We start from the raw sequence: 25,905 nt of genomic DNA, 5'->3' as shown, positions 1-25,905 counted from the left end.
GCTGCCCCCGCGGTGCCCCCGGCTCTGCCCTCGGAGACCTGGACCGGCCGAACGGGCGGCCGGGAGACTGCGGACGCGCACGTCATGACGTCACGCCTTCCGGAGCGGCCATGTTCACTCGACGAGACCGCGGAGCGGCCGGCTCCGTGCCCGGCCAGGGGCGCGACCAGCAGGTGCCCGAAGCCCGGGAGCACCTCCACCGCCCCGGGCGGCCGCAGCCCCAGCACCTCACACCCGCCCACGTGCACGCGCTGCAGCGCACCGTCGGGAACGCGGCGGCGGTCCGCGCGCTCGGCCGGCAGCACCGGATCCAGCGGATGGAGAACGGGGGCGACCAGGGCGGCGGGACGCAGGACGGCCAGGCCCAGGGCAGCCGGGCGCGGTACCGGATCCAGATCCAGACGGCGAAGAACAGCCGCAGTCACCACCTCGAGTACTGGGGCAACCTCGCCTTCGGACACGCCTGGGTCGCCCTCTACAAGGAGGAGGGCGGGCAGGGGACCTGGAAGTCGTACGGCTTCTTCCCCGCCGAGGAGGTCGCCCGCGACAAGCCGTTCCGGTCGGTGAAGGGGCAGGTCAAGAGGAACCACGACAGCCCGGACGACGCGACGTCCCGGCTCACCGCCGAGCTGACGGAGGAGCAGTACAACACCGCGCGGGAGTACATCCGGGCGAACGAGGGCCACGCCTACAACCTGGCCACGTTCAACTGCACCACGTTCGCCCGCTCGGTCTTCCAGGCCGCGACGGGCGAGCCCGCGCCCGGCCTCGGTCTCCCGCTCCTGGAGAACCCGAACACCCTGCAGGACTCGATCAAGCGGCGGAACGACAGGAGCGGCGCCCCGCGCAAGGGCGAGAACATCGCCGCGGACGTGGGGTCGAACTCGGACTACGACTCGGACAGCAGCACCGACAGCTGGAGCAACCCGCTGGGCGGCTTCCGGCAGATGGGCGAGCCCGAGGCCGCGGCTCCGGCCCCGCCGCCGCCCGCGCGGCCGGCCGGACCGGTCCGGCCGCGCTTCGAGATCGACTGAGGCCGGCAGGCGGCCCGGCCGCCGGGACGGCCGACGCCGTCAGACGGCCGGCGCCGTCAGACCGTCAGGCCGCGCACCACCAGGTCGATCAGGGCGCACAGGAACAGCGAGATGCCGATGAAGCCGTTCGTCGTGAAGAACGCGCGGTTCAGCTTGGACAGGTCGTGCGGCTTCACGATCGTGTGCTCGTAGCAGAACGCCGCGACCACGATCACGAGCCCGATCCAGAAGAACACTCCGGCGTCGGTGGCCAGCGCGTACCAGACCAGCAGACCCGTCGTCACGACCGCCGAGGCCCGGGCGCCCCAGAGCGCCGCCGGTACGCCGAAGCGGGCGGGCACCGACATGACGCCCTGGGCGCGGTCGGCCTGGACGTCCTGGCAGGCGAAGATCAGGTCGAAGCCGCCGATCCAGATCCCGACCGCGAAGCCGAGGATCACCGCGTCCCAGGACCACTCGCCGGTCACCGCGAGCCAGGCGCCGATCGGCCCTATGGCCTGGGCGATGCCGAGGATCGCGTGCGGGAAGTTGGTGAACCGCTTGCCGTACGGATAGACCACCATCGGCACCACGGCGAGCGGCGCGAGGGCCAGGCAGAGCGGGTTGAGCAGCGCCGCGGCGCCCAGGAAGACGACGACGGCGATGCCCGCCCCCGTCCACGCCGACCGCACCGACACGGCCCCGGTCACCAGCTCACGGCCGGCCGTGCGCGGATTACGGGCGTCGATCTCGCGGTCGATGATCCGGTTGCAGGCCATCGCGAAGGTCCGCAGCCCCACCATGCAGACGGTGACGAGGAGCAGCTTCCCCCAGTGGATGTTCCGGTCGAGCTGGAACATCGCGGTCAGCGAGGCGATGTAGGCGAAGGGCAGGGCGAAGACCGAGTGCTCGATCATCACCAGCCGCAGGAAGGCCTTGGTACGGCCCGGCTCGGCGCCGGGTACGGCCGCGGTGGTCACAGGCCGTACTCCTTCCAGCGGCGGTCCACCAGGGCGGCCGTCGCCGGGTCCGACTCCACCATGTCCGGCCAGCCGCCGTCCCGGGTGTAGCCCTCCTCGGGAAGCTTCTTCGTGGCGTCGATGCCGGCCTTGCCGCCCCAGAACTGCTGGTACGAGGCGTGGTCCAGGTGGTCCACCGGCCCCTCGACGACCGTCAGGTCACGGGAGTAGTCGGTGTTCCCAAGCGCCCGCCAGGACACCTCGTGCAGATCGTGCACGTCGCAGTCCTTGTCCACCACGATGATCAGCTTGGTCAGCGACATCATGTGCGCGCCCCAGATGGCGTGCATGACCTTCTGCGCGTGCTTCGGGTACTTCTTGTCGATCGAGACGATGGCGCAGTTGTGGAAGCCGCCCGACTCGGGCAGGTGGTAGTCCACGATGTCCGGCACGATGATCTTGAGGAGCGGCAGGAAGAAACGCTCCGTCGCCCGCCCCAGCGGACCGTCCTCCGTCGGCGGCCGGCCCACCACGATCGACTGGAGCAGCGGACGCTTCCGCATCGTCACGCAGTCGATCTTCAGCGCCGGGAACGGCTCCTGCGGCGTGTAGAAACCGGTGTGGTCGCCGAAGGGACCCTCCGGCAGCATCTCGCCCGGCTCCAGCCAGCCCTCGATGACGACCTCGGCCTGCGCCGGCACCTGGAGCGGCACCGTCTTGCAGTCGACCATCTCGATCCGCTTGCCCTGCACGAACCCCGCGAACAGGTACTCGTCGATGTCACCGGGCAGCGGGGCCGTCGACGCGTACGTCACGGCGGGCGGGCAGCCGAAGGCGATCGCGACCGGCAGCCGCTCGCCCCGCTCCGCCGCCACCGCGTAGTGGTTCCGGCTGTCCTTGTGGATCTGCCAGTGCATGCCGATGGTGCGCTTGTCGTGGCGCTGCAGGCGGTAGAGCCCGAGGTTGCGGACCCCGGTCTCCGGGTGCTTGGTGTGGGTGAGCCCCAGGTTGAAGAAGGACCCGCCGTCCTTGGGCCAGGTGAAGAGCGCCGGGAGCTTGTCGAGGTCGACGTCGTCCCCGGTGAGGACGACCTCCTGGACGGGAGCGTCCTTCACCTTCTTCGGCGGCACGTGGACCATCGAGCCGAGCTTGCCGAACGCCTCGCGCACGCCGACGAAGCCCTGCGGGAGCTCGGGCTTGAGCAGCCCGCCGATCTTCTCGCTGATCTCGCCGTACGACTTCAGACCGAGGGCCTTGAGCAGCCGGCGGTCCGTGCCGAAGACGTTCATCGCGAGCGGCATGGCGGAGCCCTTGACGTTCTCGAAGAGGAGCGCCGGGCCTCCCGCCTTGTTCACCCGGTCGACGATCTCCCCGACCTCCAGGTACGGATCGACTTCGGCCTTGATGCGCTTGAGGTCGCCCTCGCGCTCCAGCGCCCTGAGCAGCGAGCGGAGATCGTCGTAAGCCATGGGGCCCAGTATCGGCCACCGGCTACGCTTGACCTGTCACCGGGGCCGACGAAACGAACCCCGCCACTGGATCCAGGGGGCTGTCCCACATGCTCAGGGCGCTGATGTTCATCCTGCCGCTGGCGTTGACGATCTACGCGTTCATCGACTGTCTCAACACCCCCGAGGACGAGGCGAAGCATCTGCCCAAGGTCGTCTGGGTCATCATCATCCTGCTCTTCTGGATCGTCGGCCCGGTCGTCTGGTTCGCCGCCGGCAAGATGCGCAAGACCCCCGCGGGCGGCCGCACTCCCTCCGAGTGGCACCGCAACCACCGCCAGGAGTGGGTCGCCCCCGACGACAACCCCGACTTCCTGAAGTCCCTCAAGGACGAGAACAAGAAGGACGAGGCCGTCCTCAAGGACTGGGAGGCGGACCTGCGCCGCCGCGAGGAGGAGCTGAGGAAGCGGGAGCAGGGCGGCGAGGCCAGGGACAGCGACGGCTGATGGAGCTCCGGCTCCTGGTCACCTTCGAGAAGGTCGCCACCGTCCTCTCCTTCACCCGGGCCGCGACCGAACTCCGGTACGCCCAGTCCAGCGTCACCGGCCAGATCCGGGCGCTGGAGTCCTCGCTCGGCGTGGAGCTCTTCGAACGGCTCGGCAGCCGCATCCGGCTCACCGAGGCCGGCGGGCGGCTCCTGCCGTACGCCCGCCGGATGATCGAGCTGTCGGAGGAGGCGCGGGCCGCGGTCGTGGAGACCGGGGAGGAGCCCGCCGGGACGATCGCGGTGGGCACGATGGAGTCGCTGACGTCCTACCGGCTGCCGCCGCTCCTGGAGCTGTTCCACCACCGCTATCCGAAGGTGCGGCTGTCGCTGCGCCCCACCCTCGGCGACGAGACCCGGCAGGCACTGCGCCAGGGGACGTACGACATCGGCTTCCTGATGGAGCCGGAGACCGAGCACGCGGGCCTGGAGGCGGAGGTCCTGGCGGAGGAGCCCCTGACTCTGGTGGCCTCCCCGCGTCATCCGCTGGCGGGGCGTACGGATCTGGCGTCGGTGGACCTCGCGGCGGGGCAGCTGGTGGGGACCGAGCCGGGCTGCCCGTACCGCGACCTGTTCGAGCGGGAGCTGCGGGAGTGGTCGCCGCCGTTCATGGAGTTCGGCACGCTGGAGGCGACCAAGCGGGGTGTGGCGGGCGGCCTGGGCATCGCCCTGGTGCCCCGGGTCACCGTCTCCGAGGAGCTGGCGTCCGGGGCACTGGTGGAGCTGGACTGGACTCCGCCGTTCAGGCTCTTCACGCAGATCGCGTGGCGACGGGGGAAGCGGCTTCCGGCGCATGTCCGGCTGTTCGTGGAGCAGGCGCGGCGGCTGGTGTCCGAGCAGCAAGGGTGACCTTCAGGCCGGCCAGGACGATCAGCGGGACGCCGAGCGCCTGGACGAGGCCGATGTGGTGCCCGTACACCGCCCAGTCGGCGAACATCGCGACGGCGGGATAGGTGAAGGCGAGCACGGCGATCTTCGCGGTGGGCAGCTTCTGGTAGGCGGCGTACATGAGGACGTACATCAGTCCGGTGTGGACGAAGCCGAGCCCGACGAGCCACCCCCACCCGGCGCCGATGCCGCCCGTGCCCGCCAGGTCCACGAAGGGCAGCAGCAGCGGAAGCCCGACGAGGACCTGCACCAGGGCGATCAGATGCGGCCGGACGCCGGTGATCCGCTTGGTGACGACCGTCGACAGCGCGTAGAGCACGGCGGCGGCGAGCGCGAGCCCGAGCCCCTTGAGCGAGGCGGTGTCGCCGGGCCGTACGCCGGAGACGAGCACGAGGCCGACGAAGGCCACCCCGAGCCAGCCGAACTTGGCGGCGGTGATCCGCTCCCGGAAGAGGACGGCGCCGAGGAGCACGAGGAAGAACGGCTGGGTGTGGTAGACGACGGTGGCGAAGGAGATCGAGGTCGCCTCGTACGCCTCGAAGAGGAACACCCAGTTGAAGACGATGAACACCCCGCCGAGCGCGGCGAGGCCGAGCTTCCCCGGGGTGAACCCGTGCCCGGTGAAGTACCCCCGGGCGAGGCTGTACGCCCCGAGCGCGACGGCCCCGAAGAGGCACCGGAAGAACACCACGTCGAAGGGGGCGGCCCCGGACTCGACGACGAAGATGCCGAGGGTGCCGGAGAGCACCATGGCGAGGGTCAGTTCGAGGGTTCCCCTGGTCTCGTTTCTCATGCCCCCGACGCTACGAACGGAGTCGGTGGGCGGTCCACGAGCCAGTGGGGCGTCCTGCTGATGGGGCCATCGGCCGGGCCGATGACGCATCGCCCCGTACGACAGCGGACGCCACGTCACTTCTCCGGTTCGCTGACGGCTTCCAGCAGTGCGGTGAGACTCTCGTTGCGCGGGGTGGGAATGCCCAGGCGGGCTCCCGCGCGCACCACCGCACCGTTGCGGGCGTCGTACTCCAGCTCACGCCCCGCCAGGCGGTCCCACAGCATGCTGCTCCCGGACTCGGGTGGCATCGCTCGCAGCGCGGCGATGACCCGGTCGGCCACGTCCTCGGGAAGGTGCGCGCCCGACGCGGCCGCGACCTGCCGCGCCTCCTCCACCAACGCGCGGCCCAGCTGAGCGATGCGCGGATTGGCGAAGACCGGCATGCGGCGCATCGTCAGGGCGGTGACGGCACCATTGGCCACGTTCTGGCACAGCTTCGCCCAGGCCGCAGTCACGAAATCATCCGTCGTCGCCACGGTGATCCCGCTGCCCTGGCAGAGAGCGGCGAAGTCCGCGCCGTCGTCGCCCTCGGGCACCACGATCCGCGGCCGGCCGAAGAGCCTGATGTGGCCCCGCCGCAGCGACTCCGCCGAGATCTCCACCACAGCGGGAAGGATGCCGGCGCCGCCCGTCAGCGGCGCGACGCGCTCGACGTGCTCGATGCCGTTCTGCAGCACGGCGACACGAGTGCCGGCACCGCAGAGCCGATCCAGCCACGGAGCCGCTCCGGCCGTCTGGTGGGCCTTGGTCGCCAGCACGACCCACTCGACCGGCGACACCAGCGCAGGGTCGAGAACCTCCCGTACGGATGCCTGCCGGGCCACCCCGTCGGGCCAGTCGATCCGCAGGCCGTCCAGCGGCGACCGTACGCACGCGGTCACCTCCAGCCGCCCCGTCGAGGCCAGGCCCGCGGCCACCACGCCGCCCACCGCTCCCACACCGACCACCGCAACACGCGTCATGATCGCCGAGCCTACTCACGTGGGTGTCCGCCGGGTAAGGGCGACGCTGCAGCCGTTCCACGCGTGATGCGGGCCACCCGCCGGGGAAGAGTCCCGGCATGGACAAGGATCAGGCACGGCGGTGGCTCGGCACCGCCCTCGAGGAGGCGCGGGGCGGGCGGGGCGAGGGCGGCGTGCCGATCGGGGCCGCCCTCTACGCGGCCGACGGGGCGCTGCTCGGGCGGGGGCGCAATCGGCGGGTGCAGGACGGGGACCCGTCGGCGCACGCGGAGACCGCCGCGTTCCGGGCGGCCGGCCGGCAGCGGTCGTACCGGGGGACGACCATGGTGACGACCCTCTCCCCCTGCTGGTACTGCTCCGGCCTCGTACGGCAGTTCGGGATCTCCCGGGTCGTCGTCGGAGAGGCGGAGACCTTCCACGGCGGGCACGACTGGCTGGCCGAGCACGGCGTCGAGGTCCTGGTGCTCGACGATCCCTCATGCATCGCGCTCATGCGGGAGTTCACCGCGGAGCATCCCGCCCTGTGGAACGAGGACATCGGCCATGAGTGAAGCCAGTCTCCCCACCGTCGATCTCGCCCGTGATCCCGCCCCGCAGCTCCCCGCCGTCGACCGCGCCCTGCGCGAGGCCGGGTTCCTGCTGGTCACCGGGCACGGGGTGGACCCCGGCCTGCGGGCGGCGATCCGGGACGTCTCCCGGCGGTTCTTCCACCTCCCGGCCGCCGTGAAGGAGCCGTACGCCGTGCGGGTCGGCGGCCGGGGATGGCTCGGGCCGGGCGCGGAGGCGAACGGGTACGCCGAGGGCACAGTCACCCCGCCCGACCTGAAGGAGTCGCTCTCCTTCGCGGCGGACGAGCCCACCGGCGATCCGGCCGTGGACGCCGAGTGGTTCCTGCCGAACACCTGGCCCGCCGAGGTGCCGGAGCTGAAGCCGCTCGTCCGGACGTACCTCAGGGAGATGCGGGCGCTCTCGGACCGCGTCCTCGATCTCCTCGGCGTCGCCCTGGGCGAGGAGCGGGACTTCTTCACCCGGCACACCGGCCACCCCACCTTCGGCTTCAACATCAACTGGTACCCGGGGCGGGAGCGGACGGGCGAGCCGGAGCCCGGCCAGTTCCGGATCGGGCCGCACACCGACTTCGGCACGGTGACCCTCCTCGACCGGCAGGCCGGCCGTGGCGGACTCCAGGTCCACACCGACGCCCACGGCTGGCAGGACGCGCCCTTCGATCCGGCCGCGTTCACGGTCAACATCGGCGACGTGATGGCCGGCTGGACCGGGGGCCGCTGGCGTTCCGGCCGGCACCGGGTGCTTCCGCCACCCGCCGACGTGCCCGCCGAGGAGCTGATGTCGCTCGTGTACTTCTACGAGTGCGACCCCGGGACCACCATCCACGGGATCGAGTCCCACGCCTACCTCCGGGCCCAGCTCGACGCGATCGCCACAGAGTGACAACACCTGCGCAACAGAGTCGGAAAGCCTGCCGCTTTCCCAACACGCCGTCGATATCCTTGAGTTGGCTGAGACAAGTGGCGTGACGGGGGTAACGACACGTGGACAGAGAGCTGTACGGCCGCGAGGCGGTCTTCCAGGATTCCGGACTCGCCGCGCGGCTCGTCGGACTGTCCCCGCACCGCTACGCCCGCACCGCGTACGAACACGGCGACGACCCGCCCGTCACCGTCTTCACCGGCGGCCGGGGCATGGGCAAGACCGCGCTGCTCAAGCAGATCCGCAACGCCTACAAGGAGGCCACCCCGCTCGCCCTGATCGACTGCACGCACATCGAACCGCCCGCCGACCACGGCCCCGGCTGGAACCCTCTCACCGGGGCGCTCGCCGAACTCGCCGTACAGCTGGCACCCCGGGTGCTCGCGGCGCGGCCCGTCCAGTTCCCGCGCCTCTCGCTCGGGCTGGTCGCCGTCGCGTCCATCAGCTGGTCGCAGGAGGACGACGAGCGGGCCCGGCGCGATCTCCAGCGCCTCGGACCGGTCCTCGCGACCGTCGACGCGGCCAAGGGCGCCGCCGCGAACTGGGTCACCAAGGTCCTCACCAAGCTCGCCGCCAACTTCGCCGAGGCCACCGCACCGATGGCCGGGCTGCTCGCCGAGGCGACCGTCGAGACCGTCCTCGAGGAGGTGTTCGGCCGCTTCCAGCAGAAGGCGGAGAGCTGGTACGGGAGTTACCGCAACGCCGGCGGCCGCGGCAAGGCCGGGCTCCAGCAGCTCGCGATGGACTTCGAGCAGGGCGGCCGGCGCCGCCGCGAGGCCGAGGACTTCCTCGTCGGCGCGCTCGTCGAGGACCTGGTCCGCGCCTTCACCGGCCTCGCCAACCGCGGCGCCCGCCGCGGCCGACCCGTCCTGCTGCTCGACAACGCCCACGAGCCGCTCGGCCGACGGCTGGTCGAACCGATTCTGCGGGCCCGCGCCGACGGGCGTCGCGACCGGGTCGTCGTCATCGCCGCCTCCCGGGTCCGCGACCACGACGGCATCCGGCACGCGGCCCGGCTGCGCCTGCCCGAGACCGCGCACCGCGCGCCCTGCCCCCGGGGCGCGGACGTCACCTCCGGCATCCTCGCCGTCGAGCTGCCCCCGCTGTCGCCCGCCCAGGCGCAGAGCGCCTTCGACCGCTTCGACCCGGCGGGCCGGACACCGGCCGAACTGGCCCGTGCCGTCCACCGGCTGACCGGCGGACGTCCGCTCGGAGTGGTTCTGCTCGGCCGGGCCGCGGGCGAGGTGCCCGCCGCCCGGAAACCCTCGCTGACCCCCGGTGCCCTGCTCGACCTCACGGTGGAGCTGCGCGAGGACAGCGCCCCGGTGCCGGTCGCCCCCACCCTCCTCGAAGAGCTCCTGCCGGGCCTGCGGCACGGCCCCTTCGCCGTGCTCGCCGCCGCCCACGACGAGGAGTCGGCCCGGCTGCTCGCCCGGACGCGGCTGCGCGGCGAGTCCCTCGAAGGCGACACCGCCCTGCGCGTCCGGGACCTGCTGCGCGCCGAGGACTGGCCGGAGGGCCCCGAGCACTTCGTCGCCGACCCGCTGCTGCGCGCCCTGCTCCTGCACCGGCTCCGCTTCGAGGACGGGGAGGAGTACGCGACCTGGCGGGCCGTCCACGAGACCCTGCACCGGCACTACGCCACCGGCCCCGTCCCGTACCTGCTGCACCAGGAGCTGGCGCTCGGGCGCACCGACGACGCCGTGACCCATCTGCGGGTCACCTTCCCCGACGCGGACGTCCTCGGCTGGCTCGGCAGGCTGCGGTTCATCGCCTCGGCGCCGTACCCGCGCGACAGGGGCCGCACCGGTCCCGACGCGCGGCGGGCGATCGCCCTCGGCCAGGAGTCCGGCGAGTCCCTGCCCACCGCGTACGACGACGACACCGTCGAACTCCATCTGAGCCTGCGACGGTTGCTGCACGCCGTATGGCTGCTCACCGATCCGCTCGCGCTGCCCGACGAGGACGTGACCGACAGGCTGACGCACGAGCTGCGCCAGCTCTCCGGCCGCCATCGGACGGGAAACAGTCCGCTCTGGGACGCGGCCACCCACTGGCCGAGGGACATCCGCGCCTGGCGGGGGCTCTCGCTCCCGCCCGGTGCGGAGAACGGAGTCTGAGGCCATGGTCAGCCCGCTGCGCTACCGGCTCTGGCACACCACCCGTCAGAAGATCCTCACGTCCGCGATCGCCCTCGCCGTCGTCGGCTCACTGGCCGGGTACGCGATCGACCGCGCCACCACCCCGCAGGACCGTTCCTGCGCCGCCGGGGTGGAGCGGCCCGCCGGCAGCGCCGAGTGCATAGGTGTCAACGGCGACGGCTTCGACTTCGGCGTCCCGGCGCTGACCGAGATCGCCGGGCGGATCCGCGACGAGAACCGCGCCCTGAAGGCCGACGAGTACGCGACGGTCGCCCTGCTGCTGCCGCTCACCTCGACGGACAGCGGCTTACGGGTGAAGGTGCTGCACGAGGTCGTCGGCGCCTACGCCCGCCAGTACCGGGCCAACCACGAGTCCAACAACGAGACTCCGAAGATCAGGCTCGTCCTCGCCAACACCGGCAAGGGGAACGCCCACTGGCGGACGACGGTCGACCGGCTGACGGCGATGAAGGACGGTCCCGACCGGCTGCGGGCGGTCAGCGGCGTCGCCACCTCCTCGACCGAGATACGGGAGGCGGTGACGGCCCTGACGGACGCGGGCGTCGCCGTCGTCGGCACCACGATCACCGCCGACGACATCGCCAACGGCCCCGGCGCCGGCAAGAACCGCTACCCCGGCCTGGCCCGCGTCTCCCCCACCAACGGCGACGAGGCCAAGGCGCTGGCCCACTTCGGGAAGGTCGAGGGGGCGAAGGCGCTGCTCGTCCAGGACACCCGGACCGGCGACCACTACACGGACACGCTGAAGGCGGCCTTCACGACCTCCCTCAAGGGCGCCCCGTACGAGCCGCAGCTCTTCACCTCGCCCGCGGACCCGACGGAGGAGGGCACCACGGCGAACACCTTCCGCCAGATCACGCATCTGATCTGCGACACGAGGGCGGAGACGGTCTTCTTCGCCGGCCGCCACACACAGCTGCGGCAGTTCATCAACGCCCTCGGCGCGCGGGGCTGCGCGGAGCGCCAGTTCACGATCCTGACCGGTGACGAGGGCTCGTACCTCGGCGGCGACAGCAAGCTCAACCGGGCCGCGCTGAAGGCGAAGCTGACCGTCCGCTACGCCTCGCTCGCGCACCCCGACGCCTGGAAGCCGGCACCCGGACGCCCGGTCCCGAGCACGGGCGGTTCGACCGCCGCGTACGACACGTTCCTCGCGGACGTCACGAAGGCCACGACGAAGCCGGTCCCGCTCGCGGACGGCCAGGCGATCGTGGCGTACGACGCGATGGCGACGGCGGTCCACGCGATCCGCCAGGCGACCCCGCGGGGCGCCCAGTACCCGGAGGCGGCGGACGTGGTCACCCAGTGGCCGCAGGTGAAGGGCTCGCTCCGGGTCGACGGCGCGAGCGGCTGGATCTGCCTGGACAACTTCGGCAACCCGTTCAACAAGGCGGTCCCGATCGTGGAGCTGGCCCAGGACGGCTCGCAGAGATTCGTCCAGATCGCCTGGCCGGAGGGCCGCCCCCCGGCCGGGAACTGCCTCCCGCCGAGGAGGGGCTAGGCCGGACGTCGACCGCCGGCGGATGTCGGAGGCGGGGGATCGCCGGAGGCGGGGGCCGCCGGGTACGGACCGGTACCCGGCGGCCGCCCCCGGGCTAGAAGCCGCCCGGGTAGTTGAAGTAGCGGTCGAACCTCGGGGTCCACAGCGACGGCCAGGGCTCGCCGACGCCGCCACAGGCACCGAGCACCACCTGGCTGCGCCGTCCGGTGTCGAGCAGACACTGGCCGGTGCCCACCTCGACCATCTCCCAGTGGTTGGAGCCGCGGTCCTGCCAGCGCAGGGTCAGGCAGTTGCCGCCCGTGGCCTGGATGACGCCGGTCCCCGGGGCCTTGCTCGCGTTCGGGGTGCCCAGGCACATGGCGCCGCCGTAGGTGCCGACGGCGAAGTTCTCCCCGCCCATCGGGTAGAAGACGAAGCGCTGGTGGTGCTGGCCCTTGCAGTCGTACCTCTGGATCACCGCGCCGACGCTGGTCGACTCCCCGCGGATGTCCAGGCACTGCCAGCTGTAGGACGCCCGGATCTCGTGGATGGCCGCGTTGTACGGCGTACTCGTGTAGCGCACGTTCGGGTTGTAGTCGGCGTGTGCCGCCGTCGGGATCAGCAGGGTGAAGAGCGCGACCAGCGAGGCCACGAATCCATGCCTGCCGAGCCGTCGGAACGTTCTTCGAGCCACGTTTTCCTCCTGGCTGGGGATTGCCTTGACGCCAAGGAAGCTAGCGAGATCAACTGACCCCCCGGTACCCGTCTTTTCAGGGGGGTTTGGGTGGGGTCAGGGCTGCAACGGGCGCAGCGGTTCATGCTTCTCGCCACCGGTCTGTACCGGGCGAGTCATCTGACGGCCGGCATCACCGCCCTCGTGCACGCCCCCGCCGCCGGGGGTGTCGTCCGGGCGCTCCTCGGGGTGGCCCTGGGCACCAGCCTGTTGCTGTACGGGAAGGGATACGCCCAGGGCGGGTTCGGCCCGCGTCTCGTCTGGACCGACGTGCTGCTGACGGGCTGTCTGCTGCCGCACGCGATGCTGTGGGCGAGCGGCGGGCACGTGCCGGAGCCGGGGTTCTGGCCACTGCTGCTGGGCGGGTCGGCCGCCGCGGCGGCGGCCGCCGGGCTGAGCGCACGCCAGGGGGCCTGCGCGGTGGCCCTGATCCTCGTCTCCCACCTGACCGCCCAGCTGCAGTCGGACACGGCACGGCCGTTGACCGGGCACCTCATGTCGGTGGTCTCCTCCGCCGTGATGGCCCGCGTCTTCTGGTGGTACCTGCACCGCCAGGGCACCCTGCTCGACGAGGCGCGCGAGCAGGCCGTACGGGCCGAGGCCGAACGGGCCCGGCAGGCCGAGCGGATGGCCCACCACCGAGCCCTGCACGACACGGTCCTGGCCACGCTGACCACGATCGCCTCCGGCCGCGTGGACGCCAACACGTCGGGGGTGCGGGAGCGGTGCGCCCGGGAGGCCGCCTATCTCCGCCGGCTGGTCCAGCGTTCGGACGAGGCGGAGACGGAGGCGGGGGCGGGGGCGGGCGACGAGAAGCGGGGTGCCGAGGTGCCGACGGGCGAGGCTCTGGAGGACGTGGTGGCCGCCGCGGAGTGCCTCGGCCTCACGGTCACCGCCCAGTACCACGAACTGCCCGCGCTTCCGGGGCCGGTGGCGGCCGCGCTGTCCGCCGCGGCGACGGAGGCGCTGAACAACGTACGGCACCACGCCGGGACCCAGGCCGCATACCTCACGGCGACCGGGCGGGGCAACGGCATCACGGTCACCGTCGTGGACCGCGGGCGGGGCTTCGACGTCGACGCGGCGCTGGTGGGCGGGCGCGGGACGGGGACGGGGACGGGGCTGCGGCGGTCGGTGCGCGCCCGGATGCGGGAGATAGGCGGCACGGCCGAGGTGGACAGCGCCCCGGACGAGGGCACCCGGGTGGAACTGCGATGGCCGGCGTGAACGACACGGAGAACCGGGCGGCCGGGGCGGCCGGGGCCGTCACCCGCGTGGCGGCGGTCGACGACGACCGGATGCTGCTCGACGGGCTGTGCTCCTGGCTGGACGCGGTGCCGCAGCTCCGCATGCTCGGTTGCGCGGCCACCGTGGACGAGCTGCTCGCCGGCCCCGGCCGGCACGCGGACGTGGTCCTGCTCGACCTGGTCCTGCGGGACGGCTCCGTGGCCGAGGAGAACGTCCGCAGGCTGCGGGCGGCGGGGCCGCGCGTCCTCGTCATCAGCACGGTCGCCGACCGGTCCCGCGTCGTCGTCGCGTTCTCCGCCGGGGCGGACGGCTATCTGACCAAGGACCACGCCCTGGACTCCCTCGTGACCGCGATCGGCGAGGTCGCCTCCGAAGGCCGCGTCCACTCCCCCGAGCTGGCCTTCGCGCTGGCGCACGACACGCGCCCCGAGCGCCCCCGGCTCGCCCCGCGCGAGCTGCAGGTCCTTCTCGACTACGCCTCCGGGCTGACGCTCAAGGCGACGGCCCGCCGGGCCCGGATCAGCCCGAACACCGCCAAGTACTACCTCGATCAGGTCAAGGAGAAGTACCAGCGCGCGGGCCGCCCCGCCCACACCAAGATCGACCTGGCGGTCCGGGTCCGGGAGGACGGCCTCGACGCCCTGCCGTGACCGGCGGGGGCCGAGCACGGTCACGCCGGGCCGGGTCACAGCCGGGCCGGGTCACGCCGGGCCGGGTCCCCCGCCGGGCCGGGTCACGCCGGGCCGGGTCACGCCGGGCCGGGTCACGCCGGGCCGCTCACGGCTCCCACTTGGGCCACGGCGCGTCGTCCCGTACGTACAGCTCGCGCAGGTGCTGCCAGCGGTCGGGCGACCAGTCCCGCCAGTCCGTGGGCCTGCCCTCCAGCGCGTCCGACAGCCGCTCGAAGTGGTCGTGCCACCCCGCCATGACGTCCAGCTTCTCTTCGTGCGTCGCCCGGAACTCGTTGGTGAAACGCAGAACGGTCGTCCCGCCGCCACCGGCCGGTTCCAGATGGAACCGGATCCGGCCGTGCGACGGGCCGACCGTGTACTCCGCCACGTACTCCGGGTCCCAGGCCGTCACCTGCCCGGAGACCTCCGTGTCACCGTTCAGCCAGCGCAGCGTCACCGCTCCGCCGAGCCTCGGCTCCAGCGGATCCGCCGCGCAGAGCCACTGCGGCAGCCCCTCAGGTGTCGCGACGGCCGCCCAGACCCGCACCACCGGATGGGGCAGGTCGATCACGTACCGCAGGTGATGCAGGTTGCCGTCATGGGTCTCGCACCTGCCCCGGGGTATCTCGCTCATACCTCAAGCGTCACGCCGGGGCGGGCGCCGTGCCAGCTCAGACGCCCGCGTACGAGTGCTTGCTGGTCACGAAGATGTTGACGCCGTAGTAGTTGAAGAGGAAGCAACCGAAGGCGATGAGCGCGATGTACGCGGCCTTGCGGCCCTTCCAGCCCGCCGTCGCCCGCGCGTGCAGGTACGCCGCGTAACCGACCCACGTGATGAACGACCAGACCTCCTTGGCGTCCCAGCCCCAGTAGCGGCCCCACGCGTCGCCGGCCCAGATCGCGCCGGCGATGATCGTGAAGGTCCACAGCGGGAAGATCGCCGCGTTCACCCGGTAGGAGAACTTGTCGAGCGAGGCCGCCGACGGCAGCCGCTCCAGGACGGAACGGGCGAAGGAACCCGGGTTGCCGCCGGTCGCGAGCTTGTTCTCGTACGAGTCGCGGAAGAGGTACAGCAGGGTGGCGACCGCGCCGAGGTAGAAGACCGCGCCGCAGAAGATCGCGGTGGAGACGTGGATCCACAGCCAGTACGAGTCGAGCGCGGGGACCAGCTGGTCGCTGGGGGTCTTCAGCCAGGTCGTGGCCAGACCCAGGTCGAGCAGGACCGTCGTGACCAGCGGCAGACCGATCCAGCGGACGTTCTTCCGGGCGACGAGGAAGCCGAGGTACGCGCCGACCGCCACGGTGGAGAACGTGGTGGAGAACTCGTACATGTTGCCCCAGGGCGCCCGCTGCACGGCGAGCGCCCGGGCGATCACGCCCGACGCCTCGACGAGGAACGCGAGCGCGGTCAGCGAGACGGCGATACGGCCGTACAGATCGCCCTTGACCGTGCCGCCGGCCGCGCCGGGGCCGTCGGGGACGTCGCGGGCGCCCGCGCCCGACCGGGTGACGACGGTGGGCTTGTCGAGTACGGCGGTGCCTCCGCCGGCCGTCCTGACCTGGACGGCGGGGGCGGAAGCGGTCGTCTTCGCCTGGGCGGTCAGCGCTGCGGCCGTACGGCCGACCTTGCTCCGGCTGCCCAGCACCCACTCGGCGATGTGCGCGAAGAAGGCCAGGGTGTAGACGGCCATCGACGAGTAGATGAGCATGTCGCTCATCCGCGCCAGGCTCTCGTTGGTCTCGGCGGCGAGACTCACGGCGGCGAGATTCACTTCTCAGCCCCTTCGGCTTCTGCTTCGGCTTCGGCAGGTTCTGCGGGTTCTGCGGGTTCCGCCGGTTCGGCGTCCGCCCGTTCGGCTTCCGGCGCGGTCGGCGCCTGTGCGTGGAGCGTGGCCGCGAGTCCGGCCAGTTCCTCGGGGAGCTTGGCGGACTCGCTCCGGCCAAGACCCGCCATCTCGACGACGGTGACGCCGTCCTTCCCCCGTACGGCCCGCACCCAGACCCGGCGGCGCTGGATGAAGAGCGAGCCGGTGAGGCCCGCGATCGCCGCGATCGCGCCCGCGAGGGCGAGGCCGTTGCCCGGCTGCTGGGAGACCTGGAAGCTCGCCCACTCCTTGATGTCCTTCTCGAAGGTGATCGAGCCGGCACCGTCGGGCAGGGTCATGGTCTCGCCGGGCAGCATCCGCTGCGCGACGCCGGTCCCGCCCGCGACCTTGAACTGCTTCATCTTGGAGGTGTCGAGCTGGTACACGTTCTGCGGCAGACCGGAGTCGACGCGCAGGTCGCCGTGGTAGCCGGTGAGCGCCATGACGGGGAAGTCGAGCGCGGGGAACTGCGAGAACATGCTCCCCTTGCCGGCGCCCGCGAAGGTCGGCACGAAGAAGGCCTGGAAGCCCAACTGCTCCTTCTTGCCGTTCTTGTCGCGGTAGCCGTCCATCACCTTGATCGCGCCGGTGGAGGTGATGTTGTTGTCGAACGGCAGCAGCGGGACCGCGCCGTGGAAGACGACCTTGCCGCGGCCGTCCTTGACGGTGACGACGGGCGCGTACCCGTGGGCGATCAGATAGACCTTGGAGCCGCCGACCTTCAGCGGCTCGTTGACCCGGATGACCGCCTTCTTGTCCTTGCCGCCCGCCTCGGCGTACGTGACGGCGGCCTCGAAGGTGCGCGGGGTGCCGCGCTGCGGGCCGCTCTTCTCGTACGTACCGGTGAAGCTGTCCAGCTGGAAGCCGAACGGGGCGAGGTCGTCGGTGCTGTAGAGGGAGCCCGACTTGAAGTCGTCGTACTGCGTGAGCGTGTTGGAGAAGCCGTCGCCCTCGACGATCAGCTTGCCGCCCTCGGACTTGAAGAGCTGTCCCCAGGCGAAGGCCACCAGCATCACGATCAGCGCGATGTGGAAGGCCAGGTTCCCCGCCTCGCGGAGGTAGCCCTTCTCGGCGGAGACGGCGTCCTTGACGGTGTGCGCGCGGAACCGTCGGCCCTTGAGCAGGGCGAGCGCGGCCGCGCGGACCTGCTCGGGCTCGGCCTCCGTACGCCAGGTCGTGTACGCGGGCAGCCGGGTCAGACGGCCGGGGGCGGCGGGCGGCAGGCCGCGGAGCTGGCCGACGAACTGCCAGCTGCGGGGCACGATGCAGCCGATGAGGGAGACGAACAGCAGTATGTAGATCGCGGAGAACCACACCGAGCTGTAGACGTCGAAGAGCTGGAGCTTCTCGTAGATCGGCGTGAGCGTGGGGTGGGCCTTCTGGAAGGTCTGCACCTTCAGCTCGTCCGCGCTGGTCTGCGGGATGAGCGAGCCGGGGATCGCCCCGAGGGAGAGCAGGAAGAGCAGGATCAGCGCCACCCGCATGGAGGTGAGCTGGCGCCAGAACCAGCGGATCCAGCCGACGACCCCGAGGGTGGGGCCGCCGATGGCGCTCTCCTCGCGGGGCGCGGTGGAGAGCTGCGAGCCCGCGGCGCCGAGATCCGCGCGCTCCTCGGCCTCGCTCGCGTTCGTCTCGCTCGCGTTCGTCTCGCTCGCGTTCGTGTCGCTCGGGCTGGTGTGGGTCATGGGTCAGATCCCCGGGGTGAAGCCGGCAGTCCAGACCTGCATCTCGGACACGATGCGATCCCAGGCTCCGGTGACGAGCAGCAGGCCGGTTGCGATCAGCATGATGCCGCCGATGCGCATGACCCAGACATAATGCCGCTTCACCCAGCCGAAGGCGCCGAGCGCCCGTCGGAAGGCGATCGCGGTGAGGATGAAGGGCAGGCCGAGGCCCAGACAGTAGGCGACGGTGAGTACGGCGCCGCGGCCGGCGCTGGCCTCGTTGGAGGCGAGCGCGAGGACGGCGGCGAGGGTCGGGCCGATGCAGGGAACCCAGCCGAGGCCGAACAGCACGCCCAGCATGGGGGCGCCGAGCAGTCCGGTCACGGGCCGCTTGTGGAAGCGGAACTCGCGTCGGGTGAGCCAGGGCATCGCACCCATGAAGAAGGCGCCGAGCACGATCGTCAGGGCTCCGAGCACCTTGGAGATGATCTCGCGGTGGCTCTGCAGGGCGCTGCCGAAGCCGCCGAAGAGGGCGCCTCCCGAGACGAACACGGCGGTGAAGCCGAGGACGAAGAGCGCGGCCCCGCCCGCCATCCGGCCGCGCTTGGCCTCGGCCAGGTCGGTGCCGGTGACGCCGGTCACGTAACTCAGGTAGCCGGGGACGAGCGGCAGGACGCACGGGGAGAAGAAGGAGACCAGGCCGCCGAGGACGGCGATGGGCAGGGCAAGGAGGAGCGCCCCGCTGAGGACCGTCTCGTTCACCGGATCACTTCTCCGCGAGAAGCGGCTCGATCATCGAGCGGAGCTTCTTCTCGTCGAGGGCCATGAGGGAGCGGGCGGCGATCTTCCCCTCCTTGTCGAGGACGACGGTGGAGGGAATGGCCTGCGGGTTGAGCGTGCCCTTGGGGAAGCCGTTGAGGATCAGCTTGCCGTGCGGGTCGTAGAGGCTCGGGTACGGGACCTCGTAGTCCTCTTCGAAGGCGAGCGCGGGCTGCTTGTTGAAGTCGCGGGTGTTGATCCCGACGAACTCCGCACCCTTGGCCTTGAGGTCGTTCGCGACCTTGGTGAAGTTCGGGGCCTCGGCGCGGCAGGGCGGGCACCAGGAGCCCCAGACGTTCAACACGACGACCTTGCCCTTGAGGTCGGCGAGGTCGAGCTTCCCGCCCTCCAGCGTCTCGCCCGCGATCGCGTTGGGCGCCTCGCGCTCGCCCTTGGCGACGGTGGAGATACCGCCCGTGTTGGTCACGAAGTTGGTTCCGCCGCCGCCCGACTTGCCGTTGGAGTCCGAGCTGCAGGCCGACAGAGCGAGGGCCGCCGACAGGGTTCCGACGGCGAGCAGGGTGCGTCGAGGGGCGCGGCTAAGGCTCATGTGAAAAGTTTCGCATGGGCGTTTGGGGGATCTTGGGCGCCCCCCTGGCTGCCCGTAAAGCCCCTTGTCAAGGGGGCTTAAGGGACGTACGAGGGCCAAGCGCCCCCGATCGCTACGCGGTGGCCTTGAGGAAGGTGTTCCATCCGCCGGCCGGGGACTGTCCGACCTCGAGCGTACGGAGCTTGGCGAGGATCGCCGGGTCCTGCACGTCCAGCCAGTCCACGAACTGGCGGAACGAGACCAGCCGGACGTCCTTCTTGCCCGCCATGGCCTTGAGGGACTCCTCGACGGCGTCCATGTAGATGCCGCCGTTCCACTGCTCGAAGTGGTTGCCTATGAAGAACGGTGCCCGGTTGGACTCGTACGCGCGCTCGAACCCGTTGAGGTACGCCTTGGTGGCCTGCTTGCGCCAGCCCGGGTAGCGCGAGGGCACGCCCTTGGTGGTGTTCTTCGACTGGTTGGCGAGGATGTTGTAGTCCATCGAGAGGACCTCGAAGGAGTGGCCGGGGAACGGCACGGCCTGCAGCGGGAGGTCCCAGATGCCCTGGCGCTTGACGGGCCACATCTGCCGGCCGCCGGGCGAGCTGGCGTCGTAGCGCCAGCCCAGGCGCTTCGCGGTGGGCAGCAGGTTGTCCTGGCCGAGGAGGCAGGGGGTGCGGCCGCCGATCAGCTCCTTGCGGTAGTCGAAGGGCAGCGGGTCGAGGTCGGTCCAGCCGCTGTTGGTCTTCCACTCGGTGACGAACTTCACGGCCTGGTCGACCTCGCTCTGCCACTGGGCCGGGGTCCAGTTGCCGACCGAGCCGGAGCCGGCGCAGAAGTGGCCGTTGAAGTGGGTGCCGATCTCGTGTCCGTCGAGCCAGGCCTGGCGGACGTTCTTGAGCGTGTCCTTGATGTGGTCGTCGGTGAGGTAGCCGATGTCGGAGGCTCCGACGCGGTTGTTCGGCGGGCGGTAGAGGCTCTTCTTCGACTCCGGCAGGAGGTAGATCCCGGAGAGGAAGAAGGTCATCGCGGCGTCGTGGTTCCTGGCGAGTTCGAGGAAGCGCGGGAAGAGGCCGTTGCCGACCTCGCCGGCACCGTCCCAGGAGAAGATCACGAACTGCGGCGGGGTCTGGCCCGGTTCGAGCGGGACGGGGGCGTCGGGCTGGTTCGGCTGCTTCCCGGTGTCGGACGTGGAACCGTCGCCTATGAGCCGGGCCTCTTCCTTGGTGGGCGTCGGGTTGCCCGGGGTTCCCGAGGCGTCACCACCCTTACCGGCGCCCGAATTGCCAGATTTGCCGGACCCGTTGTCGCTGCATCCCGCGATCCCGATCGCGGCGGCGGCACCAACACCCGCCCCGAGAAGTCCCCTTCGAGTGATCCCGCGCATGACGTCCCCATTCGCGTGTACGTACGACCGGCCGGTCATCCAAACCGACAATGAGTGAGATGCCGGGAGGAACGGGGAGGTTCCGGGAATTAGCACAAAAATTTCAGGGCGACCAGATGACTGCACGTCATCCGATCGCCCTGAGGGTGTACCCATGAAGCACCCACCCGAACGCGGGCCGCCCCCGAAGGAGCGCGGGGAACTGCGCGAAGAGCCCCGAAGGGGCGCGGGGAACTGCGCTGAAGGGCCCCGAAGAGGCGCGGGAAACTGCGCGACCAGCCCCCACCGGCCCGCAGCAGACCACCCCGCAGCCCGGTTACCGCTCTCCCCGCGGAGCGCTCACGCGCCGAACGCCTTCGATTTCCCCTTCACCGGCTTCGCGCCCGCGAGCAGATGCGCGGGCACCAGGTCCCGCGCCGGCTCGCTGTACCCGACCGAGACGATCTTGTCGCCCTGGTACGTGAACGAGGTCAGGGAGGCCAGCGTGCACTGCCGCCGCCGCGGGTCGTGCCACAGTCGCCGCTTCTCCACGAAGCTCCGCACGATCCAGATCGGCAGCTGATGGCTGACACAGACCGCCTCGTGCCCCCGCGCCGCGTCCTTCGCCGCGTCCAGCGCGCCCATCATCCGTACGACCTGCTCGACGTACGGCTCGCCCCAGGACGGCTTGAACGGGTTGGTGAGGTGCTTCCAGTTGCCCGGCTTGCGCAGCGCGCCGTCGCCGACACCGAAGGTCTTGCCCTCGAAGACGTTGCCCGCCTCGATGAGCCGCTCGTCCGTGGCCAGGTCAAGGCCGTGGCCCTTGGCGACGGGCTGCGCCGTCTCCTGCGCACGCTCCAACGGGGACGCCACGACGTACGTGACGTCCCGGTCGGCCAGGTGCTCGGCGACCCGGTCGGCCATCTGCCGGCCCAGCTCGGAGAGGTGGTAGCCGGAGCGGCGGCCGTAGAGGACTCCGTCGGGGTTGTGCACCTCACCGTGGCGGACCAGGTGGACGACCGTGATGTCGGAGGCGCTCATGCGGTGGCCTCCGCGGCGGCGCGCGCGGCGGCGGGCAGCGCGGCGGCGATCCGCTCGATCGCACGCTCGTCGTGGGCCGTGGAGACGAACCACGACTCGAAGGCGGACGGCGGCAGGTAGACGCCGTCGGCGAGCATCGAGTGGAAGAACGCGTTGAAGCGGAACGCCTCCTGCGTCTTCGCGTCGTCGTAGTTCCGCACCTCGTCGGCCGTGAAGAAGACGGAGAACATGTTGGAGGCGGTCTGCAGCCGGTGCGCCACACCCTCCTTGGTGAGCGCGCCGGTGACGAGCTCCTGGATCTCCTTCGAGACGGCGTCGACCCGGGCGTACGCGGCGGCGTCGAGCAGGCGCAGCTGCGCGAGGCCCGCGGCGGTCGCGATCGGGTTACCGGAGAGGGTGCCCGCCTGGTACACCGGGCCGGCCGGCGCGAGGTGCCCCATGACGTCGGCGCGGCCGCCGAAGGCCGCGGCGGGGAAGCCGCCGCCCATGACCTTGCCGAACGTCATCAGGTCGGGCTTCACCCCGTCGACGCCGTACCAGCCGGCGCGGGAGGTCCGGAAGCCGGTCATGACCTCGTCGGAGATGTACAGGGCGCCGTTCTCGGAGCAGAGCTGCTTGAGGCCGGCGTTGAAGCCGTCCAGCGGCGGGACGACGCCCATGTTGCCGGGCGACGCCTCGGTGATCACGCAGGCGATCTCACCGGGGTGCGCGGCGAACGCGGCCCGGACCGCCTCCAGGTCGTTGTACGGCAGGACGATGGTGTCCCCCGCCTGCGCGCCGGTCACGCCGGGCGTGTCGGGCAGGCCGAAGGTGGCCACACCGGAGCCGGCGGCGGCCAGCAACGCGTCCACGTGCCCGTGGTAGCAGCCGGCGAACTTCACGACCTTCGCCCGGCCGGTGAAGCCCCGGGCGAGCCGGATCGCGGACATCGTGGCTTCCGTACCGGAGGAAACCAGCCGAACCTGCTCGACGGGCTCGATCCGGGCGACGATCTCCTCGGCGAGGGCGACCTCACCCTCCCCGGGCGTGCCGAAAGAGGTGCCGTGGGCGACGGCGGCCTGCACCGCCGCGATGACCTCGGGGTGGGCATGGCCGAGAATCATCGGCCCCCACGAGCAGACGAGGTCGACGTACTCCCGGCCGTCCGCGTCGGTGAGGTACGGGCCGGTACCGGACACCATGAACCGGGGCGTTCCGCCCACGGCCCGGAAGGCGCGCACCGGTGAGTTCACGCCGCCTGGCGTCACGAGGGACGCGCGGTCGAAAAGCGTCTGTGAGACTGGGGCTTCGTATGAATACGGCACTGTGGTCCTGACCTGCGAGTACGGCTGCGAGTACTACGGTACGGGCGTGAGCACCCCGCGCATCACGCCGGGGCGTCGATCCCCGGCGTCTGCGAAACTGGGGCGTCATAGGGATGGCTCACGGAATCCATGGTGTCAGAGGGCCGGACGTTCTTGCGGACAGGTGTTTCACCGCGAGAGCGTGGGGGAGGTCACTGTCACGATGATCGGGTTGCGCGGCGGGGGTCGTGTTGCCTAAAAAGCAGTCGGGTGGAGATATGCATCGCGGTGGCGGACTGGGCGAGGGGACCGACGACCTGGGTCCCGAGCCTGCCCGGCGGGGGAGGCACCGGCGACGGCGTACGGAAGAGCCCACGCAATCAACAGGACCCACGGGGTCCTCGGATCCCACGACGGGGGGCGGCGGCCGGTTGGGGGTGACCTACAAGTACTTCGGCGCGCCGGACGGCGCGACGGCGGCACGCGTCCCGATCTCGATGCGCCCGGAGGAGCTGGGCGGCGACGAGCTCGGCATGGGCGGCATGTTCAGCAAGATCAAGCCCGAGACGATAGCCGCGATGGTCCTCACGGGCATCCAGGGCATGCCCCTGCACAAGGTGCCCCCGCTGGAACTGGTGGTCCTCCACCCCGACTACGCCGTGGTGAAGCTGCCCATGACCGTGGTCGACCCGCTGCGCGGCATCGGCGAGGAGTCCGTCGGCGCGGCGGCCTTCATCTGGTCCACGGTCCCGGACCGCGGCGGCCCGCGCGACGCGTTCAACGTCTACCAGCTGCTCCACGAGTGGCAGGACTTCTCGCACCGTCTGCACGAGGCGGGACACCAGCCGTACTGCCTGGTCTGGCCGTAGGGGTCAGCCCTCCCGCTCGCGGGCCTCGGCGGCCTTCGCCCGCTCCGCGGCCAGCTCACGGGCGGAGGCGAGCCGGTACGGGACGTCGATGACGACGACGTTCTTCATGAACAGCAGCCGCGTCTTGAGCCGCAGCGCGCTCTGGTTGTGCAGCGGCTGCTCCCACCAGTGCCCCACCACGTACTCGGGGATGACGACCGACACCACCGAGTCCTCGGTCCGCTCGGGCGCGTCCCTGATGTGCCGCAGGACCGGCTGGACGACGGAGCGGTACGGAGAGCTGAGCACCCGCAGGGGTACGTCGATGCCGTGGGCCTCCCAGGTGGCCCGCAGCACCTCCGCCTCCGCCGGGTCCTCGGCGACGGTGACGGCGGTCAGCGAGGCGGGGCGCAGCGTCCGCGCGTACGACAGGGCCCGCAGGCTCGGCGCGTTGACCGAGGCCACGAGGACCATGACGTGGTTCTCGGTGAGCGTGCGGGGGCGGGCGCCCGGTTCGACGGCGACCTCGGCGGCCACGGTCTCGTAGTGGCGGCGCACGCCCTTCATGCCGGCGAACAGGACGGGCATGGCGATGACGACGATCCAGGCGCCGTGCGTGAACTTGGTGATCAGGACGATGACGAGGACCACGGCCGTCAGGCAGGCACCGAAGGCGTTGATGGCCATACGGCGCAGGATGGAGCCGCGCTCGCCGGAGCCCGCCGGGGTGGCGAGTTCTCGCCGCCAGTGCTTGACCATGCCGGCCTGGGACAGGGTGAAGGAGACGAAGACACCCAGGATGTAGAGCTGGATGAGGCGGGTGAGGTTGGCGTCGAAGGCGACGATCAGAGCGATGGCGGCCAGGGAGAGCAGGACGATGCCGTTGGAGTAGACGAGCCGGTCGCCGCGGTGGAAGAGCTGGCGGGGCGCGTAGCGGTCGCGGCCGAGGACGGACGCGAGCATGGGAAAGCCGTTGAAGGCGGTGTTGGCGGCCATGATCAGGACGGCCGCTGTGACGGCCTGGAGCAGGTAGAAGAGGAAGTGCCAGCTGCCGAAGGTGGCACGGCCGATCTGGGCGAGCGCGGTCGGCATGGCGGTGCCGGGGGCGAGCCCGAGTTCGGTCGGGTCCTCGGCGACGTGCACCTCGTAGACCATGGCCAGGGTGGTGATCCCGAAGAACATGGTCACCGCGAGGGCGCCCATGATCGCGAGGGTCGTGGCGGCGTTGCGGCTCTTGGGCTTCTCGAAGGCGGGCACGCCGTTGCTGATGGCCTCGACACCGGTCAGCGCCGTGCAGCCGGAGGCGAAGGCGCGCATGGTGAGCAGGACGAGCGCGAGGCCCGTGTAGGTCGAGACGGCGTGGATGGGCAGGTCGGCCGACTCGGCGCGGATCGTCGACCCGGTCGCCATCCGGACGGCCGCGACGGCGAACATCAGGTAGATGGTGGCGATGAAGGCGTACGTCGGGATGGCGAACCAGCGCCCCGACTCACGGACCCCGCGCAGATTGAGCCAGGCCAGGACGACCACGCACGTGACCGAGAGGCCCACCGCGTACGGGTCGAGCGCGGGGGCGGCCGAGGTGAGCGCCGCGACGCCCGAGACGACCGAGACGGCGACGGTCATCACGTAGTCGATGAGCAGCGCGCTGGCGGCGGTGAGCGCGGCGGTCTGGCCCAGGTTCTCGGCGGAGACGACGTAGGCCCCGCCACCGCCCGGATAGGCGTGGCAGGTCTGCCGGTAGGAGGCGACGACGACCACCAGCAGGATGACGATCGCGATCGCCGCGTACCAGGCCAGATGGAGCACGGCGAGGCCGCCGAGCGCGAGGATGAGCAGGATCTCCTCGGTGGCGTACGCGACGGAGGAGAGCGGGTCGCTGCAGAAGATCGGCAGCGCGAGCCGCTTGGGCAGCAGGGTCTCGCCGAGCCGGCCGCTGTCCAAAGGCCGCCCCACCAGCAGGCGTTTCGCCGCACTTCCAGCTCTCATAAGTGCTGAAGTTAGGACAAATGCCCATGTAGTGCGCGGAAGCCGCGCGGGAAGGACGGACACCGTG

Annotated in this window: 24 protein-coding genes; 10 read left to right on the top strand and 14 right to left on the bottom strand. The window is 71.2% G+C overall.

Annotation, left to right across the window (positions count from 1 at the left end; translation table 11 throughout):
• Window positions 1–110 precede the first annotated feature (110 nt).
• The gene (locus ACFVGW_RS18660; RefSeq protein WP_385852744.1) at window positions 111–1,034 is read left to right on the top strand and encodes a hypothetical protein; all 924 of its coding nucleotides are present in this window, start codon (window positions 111–113) and stop codon (window positions 1,032–1,034) included.
• A 56-nt stretch (window positions 1,035–1,090) separates the two neighbouring features.
• On the opposite strand, the gene mqnP is transcribed toward ACFVGW_RS18660, so the two are convergent.
• Window positions 1,091–1,993 carry a menaquinone biosynthesis prenyltransferase MqnP gene (mqnP, locus tag ACFVGW_RS18655; RefSeq protein WP_385852743.1) on the bottom strand — a complete coding sequence of 301 codons (903 nt, stop codon included), beginning with the start codon at window positions 1,991–1,993 and terminating at the stop codon, window positions 1,091–1,093.
• Entirely contained in the window at window positions 1,990–3,441 is a 1,452-nt protein-coding gene (locus ACFVGW_RS18650; protein ID WP_383776470.1) for a menaquinone biosynthesis decarboxylase, read from the bottom strand. Before ACFVGW_RS18650 ends, mqnP begins: the two co-directional genes overlap by 4 nt.
• Window positions 3,442–3,530: 89 nt before the next feature.
• Here ACFVGW_RS18650 and ACFVGW_RS18645 point away from each other — a divergent pair, with 89 nt between their 5' ends.
• Window positions 3,531–3,926, top strand: coding sequence for a PLD nuclease N-terminal domain-containing protein (locus ACFVGW_RS18645; protein ID WP_383222695.1), 396 nt, complete (start codon window positions 3,531–3,533; stop codon window positions 3,924–3,926).
• Window positions 3,926–4,813 carry a LysR family transcriptional regulator gene (locus tag ACFVGW_RS18640; RefSeq protein WP_385852742.1) on the top strand — a complete coding sequence of 296 codons (888 nt, stop codon included), beginning with the start codon at window positions 3,926–3,928 and terminating at the stop codon, window positions 4,811–4,813. Before ACFVGW_RS18645 ends, ACFVGW_RS18640 begins: the two co-directional genes overlap by 1 nt.
• On the opposite strand, the gene ACFVGW_RS18635 is transcribed toward ACFVGW_RS18640, so the two are convergent.
• The gene (locus ACFVGW_RS18635) at window positions 4,716–5,645 is read right to left on the bottom strand and encodes a DMT family transporter (protein ID WP_385852741.1); all 930 of its coding nucleotides are present in this window, start codon (window positions 5,643–5,645) and stop codon (window positions 4,716–4,718) included. The two genes, ACFVGW_RS18640 and ACFVGW_RS18635, sit on opposite strands and share 98 nt — an antisense overlap.
• Before the next feature lie 116 nt (window positions 5,646–5,761).
• Entirely contained in the window at window positions 5,762–6,649 is an 888-nt protein-coding gene (locus ACFVGW_RS18630) for a 2-dehydropantoate 2-reductase (RefSeq protein WP_385852740.1), read from the bottom strand.
• Window positions 6,650–6,747: 98 nt separating this feature from the next.
• Here ACFVGW_RS18630 and ACFVGW_RS18625 point away from each other — a divergent pair, with 98 nt between their 5' ends.
• The 4 genes from ACFVGW_RS18625 (at window position 6,748) to ACFVGW_RS18610 (ending at window position 11,803) form a co-directional block, all read left to right on the top strand.
• Entirely contained in the window at window positions 6,748–7,200 is a 453-nt protein-coding gene (locus ACFVGW_RS18625) for a nucleoside deaminase (RefSeq protein WP_385852739.1), read from the top strand.
• Window positions 7,193–8,101, top strand: coding sequence for an isopenicillin N synthase family dioxygenase (locus ACFVGW_RS18620; protein ID WP_385852738.1), 909 nt, complete (start codon window positions 7,193–7,195; stop codon window positions 8,099–8,101). Before ACFVGW_RS18625 ends, ACFVGW_RS18620 begins: the two co-directional genes overlap by 8 nt.
• 101 nt (window positions 8,102–8,202) lie before the next feature.
• Entirely contained in the window at window positions 8,203–10,260 is a 2,058-nt protein-coding gene (locus ACFVGW_RS18615) for a hypothetical protein (protein ID WP_385852737.1), read from the top strand.
• Between the two features lie 4 nt (window positions 10,261–10,264).
• Window positions 10,265–11,803: a hypothetical protein gene (locus tag ACFVGW_RS18610; RefSeq protein WP_385852736.1), complete on the top strand. Its 1,539-nt coding sequence runs from the start codon at window positions 10,265–10,267 to the stop codon at window positions 11,801–11,803.
• A 94-nt stretch (window positions 11,804–11,897) separates the two neighbouring features.
• On the opposite strand, the gene ACFVGW_RS18605 is transcribed toward ACFVGW_RS18610, so the two are convergent.
• Window positions 11,898–12,476: an RICIN domain-containing protein gene (locus tag ACFVGW_RS18605; RefSeq protein ID WP_352187073.1), complete on the bottom strand. Its 579-nt coding sequence runs from the start codon at window positions 12,474–12,476 to the stop codon at window positions 11,898–11,900.
• A 123-nt stretch (window positions 12,477–12,599) separates the two neighbouring features.
• On the opposite strand from ACFVGW_RS18605, the gene ACFVGW_RS18600 reads away from it, so the two are divergent.
• Both ACFVGW_RS18600 and ACFVGW_RS18595 read left to right on the top strand, forming a co-directional pair.
• Window positions 12,600–13,742, top strand: a complete 1,143-nt coding sequence (locus ACFVGW_RS18600; protein WP_385852735.1) for a sensor histidine kinase — start codon at window positions 12,600–12,602, stop codon at window positions 13,740–13,742.
• Window positions 13,739–14,413: a response regulator gene (locus ACFVGW_RS18595; RefSeq protein ID WP_385852734.1), complete on the top strand. Its 675-nt coding sequence runs from the start codon at window positions 13,739–13,741 to the stop codon at window positions 14,411–14,413. The genes ACFVGW_RS18600 and ACFVGW_RS18595 overlap by 4 nt, the downstream gene beginning before the upstream one ends.
• Window positions 14,414–14,540: 127 nt before the next feature.
• Here ACFVGW_RS18595 and ACFVGW_RS18590 read toward each other — a convergent pair whose 3' ends face one another.
• The 8 genes from ACFVGW_RS18590 to hemL all read right to left on the bottom strand — a co-directional run bounded on the left by ACFVGW_RS18590 (window position 14,541) and on the right by hemL (window position 23,022).
• Window positions 14,541–15,068 (bottom strand): SRPBCC domain-containing protein, encoded by a 528-nt coding sequence (locus ACFVGW_RS18590; protein ID WP_385852733.1) that lies wholly within the window; start codon window positions 15,066–15,068, stop codon window positions 14,541–14,543.
• Window positions 15,069–15,105: 37 nt separating this feature from the next.
• Window positions 15,106–16,191, bottom strand: coding sequence for a c-type cytochrome biogenesis protein CcsB (gene ccsB, locus ACFVGW_RS18585; RefSeq protein ID WP_385852904.1), 1,086 nt, complete (start codon window positions 16,189–16,191; stop codon window positions 15,106–15,108).
• Between the two features lie 11 nt (window positions 16,192–16,202).
• Entirely contained in the window at window positions 16,203–17,984 is a 1,782-nt protein-coding gene (locus tag ACFVGW_RS18580; RefSeq protein ID WP_385852732.1) for a cytochrome c biogenesis protein ResB, read from the bottom strand.
• A 3-nt stretch (window positions 17,985–17,987) separates the two neighbouring features.
• Entirely contained in the window at window positions 17,988–18,725 is a 738-nt protein-coding gene (locus tag ACFVGW_RS18575; protein ID WP_385852731.1) for a cytochrome c biogenesis CcdA family protein, read from the bottom strand.
• Between the two features lie 4 nt (window positions 18,726–18,729).
• Entirely contained in the window at window positions 18,730–19,332 is a 603-nt protein-coding gene (locus ACFVGW_RS18570; RefSeq protein ID WP_385852730.1) for a TlpA family protein disulfide reductase, read from the bottom strand.
• A gap of 112 nt (window positions 19,333–19,444) precedes the next feature.
• Window positions 19,445–20,698 carry a hypothetical protein gene (locus tag ACFVGW_RS18565; protein WP_385852729.1) on the bottom strand — a complete coding sequence of 418 codons (1,254 nt, stop codon included), beginning with the start codon at window positions 20,696–20,698 and terminating at the stop codon, window positions 19,445–19,447.
• A gap of 339 nt (window positions 20,699–21,037) precedes the next feature.
• A complete protein-coding gene (locus ACFVGW_RS18560; protein WP_352187065.1) occupies window positions 21,038–21,718 on the bottom strand; it encodes a histidine phosphatase family protein in 681 nt (226 codons plus the stop codon).
• The gene (gene hemL, locus ACFVGW_RS18555) at window positions 21,715–23,022 is read right to left on the bottom strand and encodes a glutamate-1-semialdehyde 2,1-aminomutase (RefSeq protein WP_385852728.1); all 1,308 of its coding nucleotides are present in this window, start codon (window positions 23,020–23,022) and stop codon (window positions 21,715–21,717) included. The genes ACFVGW_RS18560 and hemL overlap by 4 nt, the downstream gene beginning before the upstream one ends.
• Before the next feature lie 257 nt (window positions 23,023–23,279).
• On the opposite strand from hemL, the gene ACFVGW_RS18550 reads away from it, so the two are divergent.
• On the top strand, window positions 23,280–23,870 hold the full coding sequence (locus tag ACFVGW_RS18550; protein WP_352187063.1) for a hypothetical protein: 591 nt from the start codon (window positions 23,280–23,282) through the stop codon (window positions 23,868–23,870).
• 3 nt (window positions 23,871–23,873) lie between these two features.
• On the opposite strand, the gene ACFVGW_RS18545 is transcribed toward ACFVGW_RS18550, so the two are convergent.
• Window positions 23,874–25,838: an APC family permease gene (locus tag ACFVGW_RS18545; RefSeq protein ID WP_385852727.1), complete on the bottom strand. Its 1,965-nt coding sequence runs from the start codon at window positions 25,836–25,838 to the stop codon at window positions 23,874–23,876.
• Window positions 25,839–25,905: the final 67 nt, after the last annotated feature.

This window comes from Streptomyces sp. NPDC127129 (genome assembly GCF_042671585.1).
Lineage (GTDB): Bacteria > Actinomycetota > Actinomycetes > Streptomycetales > Streptomycetaceae > Streptomyces.
The sequence above is the reverse complement of the archived record's forward strand: the minus strand, read 5'-3'. Positions and strand labels throughout refer to the sequence as shown.

Coding starts and splice junctions, on each gene's coding strand:
- ACFVGW_RS18600 (WP_385852735.1), top strand. CDS start 12,600: ATGCTTCTCGCCACCGGTCTGTACCGGGCGAGTCATCTGACGGCCGGC.
- ACFVGW_RS18545 (WP_385852727.1), bottom strand. CDS start 25,838: ATGAGAGCTGGAAGTGCGGCGAAACGCCTGCTGGTGGGGCGGCCTTTG.
- ACFVGW_RS18635 (WP_385852741.1), bottom strand. CDS start 5,645: ATGAGAAACGAGACCAGGGGAACCCTCGAACTGACCCTCGCCATGGTG.
- ACFVGW_RS18580 (WP_385852732.1), bottom strand. CDS start 17,984: ATGACCCACACCAGCCCGAGCGACACGAACGCGAGCGAGACGAACGCG.
- ACFVGW_RS18570 (WP_385852730.1), bottom strand. CDS start 19,332: ATGAGCCTTAGCCGCGCCCCTCGACGCACCCTGCTCGCCGTCGGAACC.
- ACFVGW_RS18565 (WP_385852729.1), bottom strand. CDS start 20,698: ATGCGCGGGATCACTCGAAGGGGACTTCTCGGGGCGGGTGTTGGTGCC.
- ACFVGW_RS18560 (WP_352187065.1), bottom strand. CDS start 21,718: ATGAGCGCCTCCGACATCACGGTCGTCCACCTGGTCCGCCACGGTGAG.
- ACFVGW_RS18630 (WP_385852740.1), bottom strand. CDS start 6,649: ATGACGCGTGTTGCGGTGGTCGGTGTGGGAGCGGTGGGCGGCGTGGTG.
- ACFVGW_RS18645 (WP_383222695.1), top strand. CDS start 3,531: ATGCTCAGGGCGCTGATGTTCATCCTGCCGCTGGCGTTGACGATCTAC.
- ACFVGW_RS18620 (WP_385852738.1), top strand. CDS start 7,193: ATGAGTGAAGCCAGTCTCCCCACCGTCGATCTCGCCCGTGATCCCGCC.
- ACFVGW_RS18660 (WP_385852744.1), top strand. CDS start 111: ATGTTCACTCGACGAGACCGCGGAGCGGCCGGCTCCGTGCCCGGCCAG.
- ACFVGW_RS18650 (WP_383776470.1), bottom strand. CDS start 3,441: ATGGCTTACGACGATCTCCGCTCGCTGCTCAGGGCGCTGGAGCGCGAG.
- ACFVGW_RS18590 (WP_385852733.1), bottom strand. CDS start 15,068: ATGAGCGAGATACCCCGGGGCAGGTGCGAGACCCATGACGGCAACCTG.
- ACFVGW_RS18550 (WP_352187063.1), top strand. CDS start 23,280: ATGCATCGCGGTGGCGGACTGGGCGAGGGGACCGACGACCTGGGTCCC.
- ACFVGW_RS18610 (WP_385852736.1), top strand. CDS start 10,265: ATGGTCAGCCCGCTGCGCTACCGGCTCTGGCACACCACCCGTCAGAAG.
- ACFVGW_RS18625 (WP_385852739.1), top strand. CDS start 6,748: ATGGACAAGGATCAGGCACGGCGGTGGCTCGGCACCGCCCTCGAGGAG.
- ACFVGW_RS18640 (WP_385852742.1), top strand. CDS start 3,926: ATGGAGCTCCGGCTCCTGGTCACCTTCGAGAAGGTCGCCACCGTCCTC.